Raw genomic sequence first — 8,800 nt, 5'->3', positions numbered from 1 at the left:
CACCAGCATCACCCCGTGGGCTGCGAGATCGACTGATCGACTGCAAGTAGGAACTGGCTCTAGAACGGCCTGGACCGGCTATCGGGGACCTGCCAGTCGGTCCATGACCAACCCGCTGAAGCCATCCATACCGACGCTGTATCGGACATCGGCGATCCACTGGTGGCCGTCACAATCCTGACCGATGATGTCTGGCACGTGAATGAGGGACTTCTGGCCCAACGTCCAGCGCACAATGCCGGCCTGGCCGACGTACCCCCAGTGCGCGGCGCGCCGATCGAATTGGGCCATCCACGCGGATTCGAGGAGGGACTCGCACAACACGAGGTGGCGGTGTCCGTCGAACCTGGTCGGATGGAACACAAAGCGCGAACGAGCGCCGTGAAAAGTCCCGATCCGCCGCACCGGCTGTAGCGAAGCCAGCGGTACCGGGGTCGGATCGGAAAAGCTCTGGAGCAACGGGTTTCGGCCGTCCCACAAGATGATCTCTGCTGAAGAAGCCATCTCTGCCACGGCGTCGGGATCGTCGAGGATGCGCATCGCGTCGATCCGAGACATCTGACCACTCAGGAGCTCTGTGATTTTGCGATCCATGCGCCGAGCACTGCGGCGAGCAGGGACGCGAGGCGGCTGTGGCCGATTGTCGGTCATGATGCCACCGCACAGTCGCACGGTGACGCGTCGAACTTGCTATGGATATGGAACAAGAAGGGCATGGAGTATCCTCCGAGGTGAGTTGATCGCCGCAACAGCCGTGAGCTTTGATGGGCTGGATGTTGCGTCGGTGAATGTCAGCAGGAGGCCGGGCGGCAACCCGGCTTTCTGTGTTTATGAATGCGAATCCGCTGTTTCCTGCACGGAGTTCGCGATTTTTGTCTGTGCGGCTGGATGAGACTCAATGGGTCGAGTCCTCCTGACGCTCTGTCGTTTGGCGACTCCTTCCTCGCTTTACACAAAAAGCCCCGAGAATGGCAGCTACACGCCGGCCACCCTCAGGGCTTCGATATGGGTGGACGTTACCACGGACTTGGCGTTGCGCATGGTTAACCCGCGGGTTTGCGTGTGGGATTTCGGTGGCTGCATTTCTGAGGAGTCGAGCGAGACCGTCCATGACATGATGTAGGTGTCCTGGTAACGGGTGAAACGCGCTGGTCAGGGTGGCGTGGTGCTCGAGTTGTGAGCGTGCATGTCGCTCGACGTGGCGGTGTGCCTGTGATTTGGAGCGGAAGGGGCCGAGTAGAACGATGTCCAATTCGTACGAGCTGGCGGTATTCGGTGACACGTCTACGCTTGCCCAGCGGGCCGCTGAGGTTCTCGGACTCGAACTCGCGGCTCGCGCGGTCGGAGTGTCCGAATCTCGCGCGGTACGACAGTGGATTGAGGGTGAGCGCGGCGTCAAGGGTGCAGCGACGCTGCTTCGCCTACGGACCGTCGCTCAACTCGTCGACGAACTGTCCGGCACCATGACTCCGTACGAGATCCAGGGATGGTTGACAGTTGCCAACCCGGGATTCGGCTTCAAATCGCCCGTCCAGATGCTGGAAGAAGGGCCACTCGAAGCCGTGCGTGTTGCGCTGCTGGAATCCGCCGTCGACTTGGCGCGGCGTCACGCGGAGGGTGCGTGACGGGGGACCCATCGCACTGGTCTGCCATCGCACCCCGTGGCCACGATCTTACCTATCCGTTCGGCCGTTGGTTCCCCACATCCACACCAGGATGTCGAACGTTCTGATGACGCTGATGTCGCCACCGACCTCAGACTTCTCGCGTATCTCCTTGAGGTGGCGGACAAGCCTCTTTTCATCAGCGAGAAGGCCGGATCTCAAGTTCCGGTAGAAGTCGTACTTGCGGGGGTCGTGGCCTACCTCGCGAGCGACCACCGAGTCGAGGAACGGCAACAGACGAGGGCGCTTTCGAGCGAGCAACTTGCTCGTCTTGGCCCGACCCACGCGACGATTCGCCGAGACGAGACTCCACAGCTTGCCCGCGGTCACCAGGTGCTCATCGGTCGCATCCGCGAGATCGACATCGGTGGGTAGCGTGCTCAGCAGGTCGCACAACTGCTCTCGGTAACCGGGGTCGCGGTCGCCGAGAATGCGGAGTGCTGCCGTGCCAGGGATGTCGACGCTCAGCAGGGTCACCGCGACGATGTCCTCGGCGGTGAACTCGTTAGCCACTTCCGGACGGTCACCTCCACCTGCGAATCGCTCGAAGCGCGAACCGCTATACGCCAGGGCGCCGTCATCTTGGAAGTAGTCCTTCAGCGCGTCGACGGCGGCATCGAAGTGGTCGTCGTCAAGGATCGGTGGGAGGTTCATGCCGGGTATGCCCATACGGCCGCACGCTACCGCCCGGTCACCCGCCGGGGGAGGCTTCAGTCAGCGGCTTGACTCCCCTGAAGGAACGAACCCGCCGCCTTTCCCGGCCACCATTTCGCGTGCGCCGGTCACACAGTGGATAGGTTTGGTGTCGACGTTCGCGACGAGAGAAGAGTGTGGGTGACGATGGCGACCACAAATGCCAACCTGATCTGGAACATCGCAGAGAAGCTGCGCGGGCCGTTCCAACCCAATCAATACGGGGATGTCATCCTGCCGTTCGCGATCCTCCGCCGCCTGGACTGCATCCTCGAACCGACCAAGGATGAGGTGCTCGCCGAGTACAAGAAGCTTGCGAAGTCAAAGGTTGACCCGGACATCGTCCTCAAGACCAAGTTCAAGCTGCCGTTCTACAACACCTCACGCTGGGACTTCCGCGCATTGACCTCCGATCCTGGGGGCGTTGCCGACAATCTTGTCGTCTACATTGACCGGTTCTCCCCGAATGTCCGTGACGTGTTCGACGGCTTCGGGATGGAAGACCTCATCGAACGGCTCAGCAAGTCCGACCGTCTCTATCTGATCGTCAAGGAGTTCGCGGCCGTCGACCTGCACCCCAACGTGGTCAACGGCTACGAGATGGGCCTGATCTTCGAAGAGCTCATCCGCAAGTTCGCCGAATCCAACAACGCCGCCGCCGGTGACCACTTCACCCCGCGCGAGGTCATCGCGCTCATGGTCGATGTTCTGTTCGCCACCGCCGACGACGCGCTGACCAAGCCGGGCACAGTCCGCACCATCTACGACCCAGCGGCAGGCACCGGCGGCATGCTCTCCACCGCGTACGACCATCTGCTGGAGATGAACCACAAGGCGCGGCCGGTCCTGTACGGGCAAGAGATCAACTCTCGCTCGTACGCAATGTGCAAGTCCGACATGATCATCAAGGGCCAGGACGTCGACAACATCTATCTCGGCGACACCCTCACCGACGACAACTTCCGCGGCCGCCACTTCGACTATCTGCTGTCCAATCCGCCGTTCGGGGTGGACTGGAAGACCCAACAGCGAGCTGTCGATGAGGAACACCGCGTCCGTGGCTTCGCCGGCCGATTCGGCCCAGGCCTGCCACGCGTCTCCGACGGGTCGCTGCTGTTCCTGATGCATCTGATCTCCAAGATGGTTCCCGTTCAACAGAACGGTGACGGCGGCTCGCGGTTGGCGATCGTCCTCAACGGGTCCCCTTTGTTCACCGGCGGTGCGGGGTCGGGCGAATCGAACATCCGGCAGTGGATCTTCGAAAACGACCTGTTGGACACAATCATCGCCCTGCCGACCGACATGTTTTACAACACCGGCATCTCCACCTACATCTGGATCCTCGACAACGACAAGCCCGCCGAACGCCAGGGAACCGTCCAACTCATCAACGCCGTCGACATGTTCGGCAAGATGCGTAAGTCGCTGGGGTCGAAGCGGAAGTTCCTGCGCGACGAGCACATCCAGCAGATCGTCCAGCTCTACTCTGAGCGACTCGACGACCCAGGCTCCGACGAGCAGGCGTCTGTGTCGAAGGTGTTCGCCAACGACGACTTCGGCTACCAGACGATCACCGTTGAACGTCCGCTGCAGCTCGTCTTTCGCATTGATGACACCAAGATCGACGCGGTCCTTGCGGCGAAAGCCGTTGCGAAACTGAACGACGACGAGCAAGAAGCGATCCGTAAGTCGCTTGCCTACCTCGCCGACTGGGAGTGGACCAATCGTAACGGATTCGTCGCGGAGCTCAAGGACGCGTTGCGTGACAACGGTTTCGGACGTCCGGGTATGTCCGTCGTGAAAGCGATCTGGTCGACGATCGGTGAGCATTCCGACGAGGCCGACGTGATTGCCGACCGGCACGGCAACCCCGAACCCGATTCGGCACTCCGCGACACCGAGAACGTGCCGCTCACAGAGGATGTCGACGAGTACTTCGAACGTGAAGTGTTGCCACATGTTCCGGACGCGTGGATCGATTACGACAAGACCAAGATCGGTTACGAGATTCCCTTTACCCGACACTTCTACCGGTACACACCGCCGCGTCCATTGGAGGAGATCCACAAGGACTTGCAGCAGCTGGTTAGGGAGATCCAGGTAATGCTGAAGGAGGTGGGTGCGTGAGTATCACATTGCCAGACCTCGCGCGCCGCTGGCTCGGCGAGGTGCCTTCCGACTGGCAAGTGGTCCCGCTGAAACATGTGGCGCATGTGTTTCCGAGCAATGTCGACAAACATAGTCGCGAGGGCGAGACCCCAGTCCGGCTCTGCAATTACACCGACGTCTACTACAACGACCTCATCGACGACGAGCTGGACTTTATGAGAGCGACTGCTTCAGACAGCGAGATAGCGAAGTTTTCGCTCCGTGCTGGAGACACGATCATCACGAAGGATTCGGAGTCCGCCGACGACATCGGGCTCAGCGCATACGTGCCTCGAGACCTCCCCTGGGTTGTATGTGGCTACCACTTTGTCAATGATCCGTCCACGGCAACCCATCCTCGGTTCCTTTGTCAAGCGACTCTTCGATACGACATACCTACAGGCTGTCCTCGAAGTCTCGGCAAATGGACTCACCCGAGTCGGGCTTGGCCAGTACGCGCTCGAAAACCTCGACATACCGCTGCCGCCGATTCCAACCCAGCAGCTGATCATCGATTTCCTTGACCGGGAGACGGCAAAGATCGATGCGTTAATCGCTAAGCAGGAGCAGTTGATCACGACCCTGCAGGAAGACCGCATCGCCACCATCACCGAAAAGGTAGCCGGAGGCGCGCAACTGGCACAAGGGATCTCGCAGTTCGGTTGGGTGGAAGGGTTGCCGGCGGATTGGGAGTCCCCGCAGGTCGGCATGCACTGCCGGGTCGGGAATGGGTCCACACCCCGTCGCGAAGAGTCACGGTACTGGGCAGGTGGGACGATTCCGTGGTTAAGCAGCAGCCATGTCAACAGGGAAACCGTCGATTCAGCGGACCAGTTCGTGACAGAGGCAGCGATCCGTGAATGTCATCTTCCAATAGTGATGCCGGGATCAGTGTTGGTAGGCCTAACGGGTCAGGGCAAGACTCGCGGAATGGCATCGCTACTGCAGACTGAGGCCACCATCAACCAACATATCGCCTACATCACGCCCAGACGCGACGGGACAGTGGATCCTGCATTCCTGCGTTTCGTGCTCCGCAGTGCGTATGCCGCACTCAGAAGCGTCAGTGACGAGAACGGGAGCACAAAGGGAGGACTTACTTGCGAACAGCTCCGGAAGCTGCGTGTTCCCTTACCTCCGTTCCAGGAGCAACTCCGTATTGTTCGATCAGTCGAAACAGCAACGCTGGCGATTGATGGCCTTCTAGCAAAGTCGTCCACCATTATTGAGTTGCTTCGCGAGTACCGCTCCGCCTTGATCGCCGACGCCGTGACCGGCAAAATCGATGTGCGGGAGATGGTCTGACATGCCGCAGCATCACGAGGTCGTTCTCGAAACCGAGATCTGCGAATACCTTGCCAGTCACGGATGGCTCTACTCTCTGACCGATACCGGCTACGACAAGTCGCTGGCACTGTTCCCCGACGACGTGTTCGGGTGGCTCGCCGACACCCAGCCCGATGAGCTCGCGAAGCGCGTCAAACCCGAGCTGACTGGCACCGCGCGCAAGGACGTCGAGTCCAAGGTGCTGGCCACCTTGTCCAAACGGCTCGACGCTGACCTCAAGGCCGGTGGCGGCACCTTGAATGTCCTGCGCAACGGGTTCAAGGACTTGAACGCCAAGTTCTCGATGTGTCAGTTCAAGCCGAACACCACGTTGAACGAGACAACAGCGAAACGCTATGAAACCGTGCGTCTTCGAGTGATGCGACAGGTGCACTACTCCTCTCGCAACTCGAATACGATCGATCTGGTGTTGTTCGTCAACGGGATTCCGGTGGCCACGGTCGAGCTGAAGACGGTCTACACAGGCCAAGACATCACCGATGCGGTGCGGCAGTACAAGAAGGATCGGCTTCCGAAGGGGGAACCCCTGTTGGAGTTCGGGCGGCGGGCGGTCGTTCACTTCGCGGTCTCCAACAGCGAGGTGCAGATGACCACCAAACTGGCCGGTGATTCGACGTTCTTCCTGCCGTTCAATCGGGGAGACGATGGGCACGCCGGTAACCCGGCCAATCCCGATGGCTCGCCCGCGTCGTATTTGTGGGAACAGATCTGGGATCGCGACACCTGGCTGGACATCCTCGGACGTTTCATGCACTTGCAGATCGAGGAGAAGATCGACCCCTCGACCGGGCTCGGGGCGCGTGGCGCAACCAAGAAGCGTCGCACTGAAAAGATGTTGTTCCCGCGATTCCACCAGTGGGATGCCGTCACGAAACTCATCGTCGCCGCGAAGACCGAAGGGCCGGGTCAGAAGTACCTCATCCAGCATTCGGCAGGGTCCGGGAAGACGAACTCGATTTCGTGGCTGACCCATCGGCTGTCGGTGTTACACGACGACGAGAACAAGCCGGTGTTCGACGCGGTGCTGGTGATCACTGACCGCACCGTGCTTGATTCGCAGCTTCAGGAGGCGATCCGGCAGATTGACGACACACCGGGCATGGTCGCGCACATCGACTCGTTGGGTGGGTCGAAGTCGGGCAAGCTGGCCGAAGCGTTGGAGTCGGGAACGAAGATCATCATCGTGACGATCCAGACGTTCCCCTATGCGCTCGATCTCATTCGCGACGGGACCGGTTTGCAGGGTAAGTCGTTCGCCGTGATTGCCGATGAAGCCCACTCCTCCCAGGCGGGTGAAGCGTCCAAGCAACTGAAGAAGGTACTGACCGCGACCGAACTCGACGACATCGCCGACGGCGGTTCCATCGATACCGAGGATGTGCTCGCCGCGGAGATGACCGCTCGTGCTGCAGCAGCGAACATCTCGTTCTTTGCTTTCACGGCGACGCCGAAGGCGAAGACGCTGGAGCTCTTCGGGCGGAGGCCATCGCCCGACGCCCCACCTGAACCATTCCACCTGTACTCCATGCAGCAAGCGATCGAGGAAGGTTTCATCCTCGACGTACTGCAGAACTACACGCCCTACAAGACGGCATTCAGATTGTCGCACAACGGGTATAGCTACACCACCGAAGACACCGACGCCGGCGGAACCGTCGTCGTTGACTCCGAACCGGGTGCGGAGTCGCAGCTGGTGGACAAACGCGAGGCAATCAAGTCGGTGATGAACTGGGTGCGGCTGCACCCGACGAACATCGCCCAGAAGGTGCAGATCATCATCGAACACTTCCGCTCCAACGTGGCGTGGCGCCTCGATGGCCGGGCCAAAGCGATGGTGGTGACCAGTTCCCGGCTGGCCGCGGTGCGCTACAAACGGGCTTTCGACAAGTACGTCGCCGAGCACGGATACACCGATGTGGCCGCGCTGGTTGCCTTCTCCGGTGAGATCGCCGACGACGAGAACGGCTTGTACAAAGTCACCGAGACGAGTACGGAGATGAACTCCGGTCTCAAGGGCCGCGACCTGCGGGATGCTTTCGCCACTGATGAGTACCAGGTGATGTTGGTGGCCAACAAGTTTCAGACCGGATTCGACCAACCGCTCCTCGTGGCGATGTACGTCGACAAGAAACTCTCCGGAGTGCAAGCGGTGCAGACGCTTTCGCGGCTCAACCGCACCGCACCAGGCAAGGACCAAACGTTTGTCATCGACTTCGCCAACAGCGCTCAGGATATGGTCGACGCGTTCGAACCGTACTTCAAGGCCACCACGCTGACCGACGTCACCGACCCCAACATCGTGCACGCCACAATGGCCAAACTCGACGCAGCAGGCATCTACCATTGGGCCGAAGTCAACGGATTGGCCAAAGACTTCATCAACAACAAGGGCAACAACGCGCTGACTAAATGGGTCGTCCCGGCTCAACACGTGTTCCGGGATCGCGAACGTGAGGCCAACGACAGGGGAGACTCCGCGGCTCTCGAGGAACTGCACATGTTCCGCAAGGACGTCGGCACTTTCATTCGCCAATATGACTTCCTGTCACAGCTTTTCGACTACGAAGATGTCGATCTGGAGAAGCTCTCGATCTTTCTGCGGTATCTCGCACCGGTCATCCGCCGGGAGAACGTGAATCACGCCATCGACCTGTCAGGCGTGGATTTCGAATACCTCAAGCACAACAAGCAGGGAACGACCAGCGGGAAGCTCTCGGGTGACGTCGAGATCCCTCCCGCAGGTGAGAGTGGTGGCAGTGGTGCCGTGCGGGATCCGGACCTGGTCGAACTCGACGAGGTCATCTCGACGATCAACGATCTGTTCGAGGGCGAGCATTCCGATGCGGACGTGCGTGGCAGGTCCCCGATAGCCGGTCCAGGCCGTTCTAGAGCCAGTTCCTACTTGCAGTCGATCAGTCGATCTCGCAGCCCACGGGGTGATGCTGGTG

The 8,800-nt window shown here is 60.2% G+C and carries 6 protein-coding genes; 4 read left to right on the top strand and 2 right to left on the bottom strand.

Translation table 11 applies throughout. The features are described from left to right. Positions 1 to 78: 78 nt before the first annotated feature. Complete coding sequence (locus ACWETB_RS23615; protein WP_452214020.1) at positions 79 to 540, bottom strand: hypothetical protein; 462 nt, start codon at positions 538 to 540, stop codon at positions 79 to 81. Between the two features lie 704 nt (positions 541 to 1,244). On the opposite strand from ACWETB_RS23615, the gene ACWETB_RS23610 reads away from it, so the two are divergent. After that, a complete protein-coding gene (locus ACWETB_RS23610; protein ID WP_452214018.1) occupies positions 1,245 to 1,625 on the top strand; it encodes a hypothetical protein in 381 nt (126 codons plus the stop codon). A gap of 48 nt (positions 1,626 to 1,673) precedes the next feature. Here ACWETB_RS23610 and ACWETB_RS23605 read toward each other — a convergent pair whose 3' ends face one another. Next, positions 1,674 to 2,333: a DUF6308 family protein gene (locus ACWETB_RS23605; protein ID WP_452214016.1), complete on the bottom strand. Its 660-nt coding sequence runs from the start codon at positions 2,331 to 2,333 to the stop codon at positions 1,674 to 1,676. A 171-nt stretch (positions 2,334 to 2,504) separates the two neighbouring features. Here ACWETB_RS23605 and ACWETB_RS23600 point away from each other — a divergent pair, with 171 nt between their 5' ends. The 3 genes from ACWETB_RS23600 to ACWETB_RS23590 all read left to right on the top strand — a co-directional run. Further along, on the top strand, positions 2,505 to 4,484 hold the full coding sequence (locus ACWETB_RS23600; RefSeq protein WP_452214014.1) for a type I restriction-modification system subunit M: 1,980 nt from the start codon (positions 2,505 to 2,507) through the stop codon (positions 4,482 to 4,484). A gap of 354 nt (positions 4,485 to 4,838) precedes the next feature. Beyond that, positions 4,839 to 5,810 carry a restriction endonuclease subunit S gene (locus tag ACWETB_RS23595; protein ID WP_452214012.1) on the top strand — a complete coding sequence of 324 codons (972 nt, stop codon included), beginning with the start codon at positions 4,839 to 4,841 and terminating at the stop codon, positions 5,808 to 5,810. Between the two features lies 1 nt (position 5,811). Then, positions 5,812 to 8,800, top strand: a 2,989-nt coding sequence (locus tag ACWETB_RS23590) for a type I restriction endonuclease subunit R (RefSeq protein WP_452214010.1), incomplete at its 3' end; no start/stop codon positions are given.

It is taken from the genome of Gordonia sp. NPDC003950 (assembly GCF_053605205.1).
The sequence above is the reverse complement of the archived record's forward strand: the minus strand, read 5'-3'. Positions and strand labels throughout refer to the sequence as shown.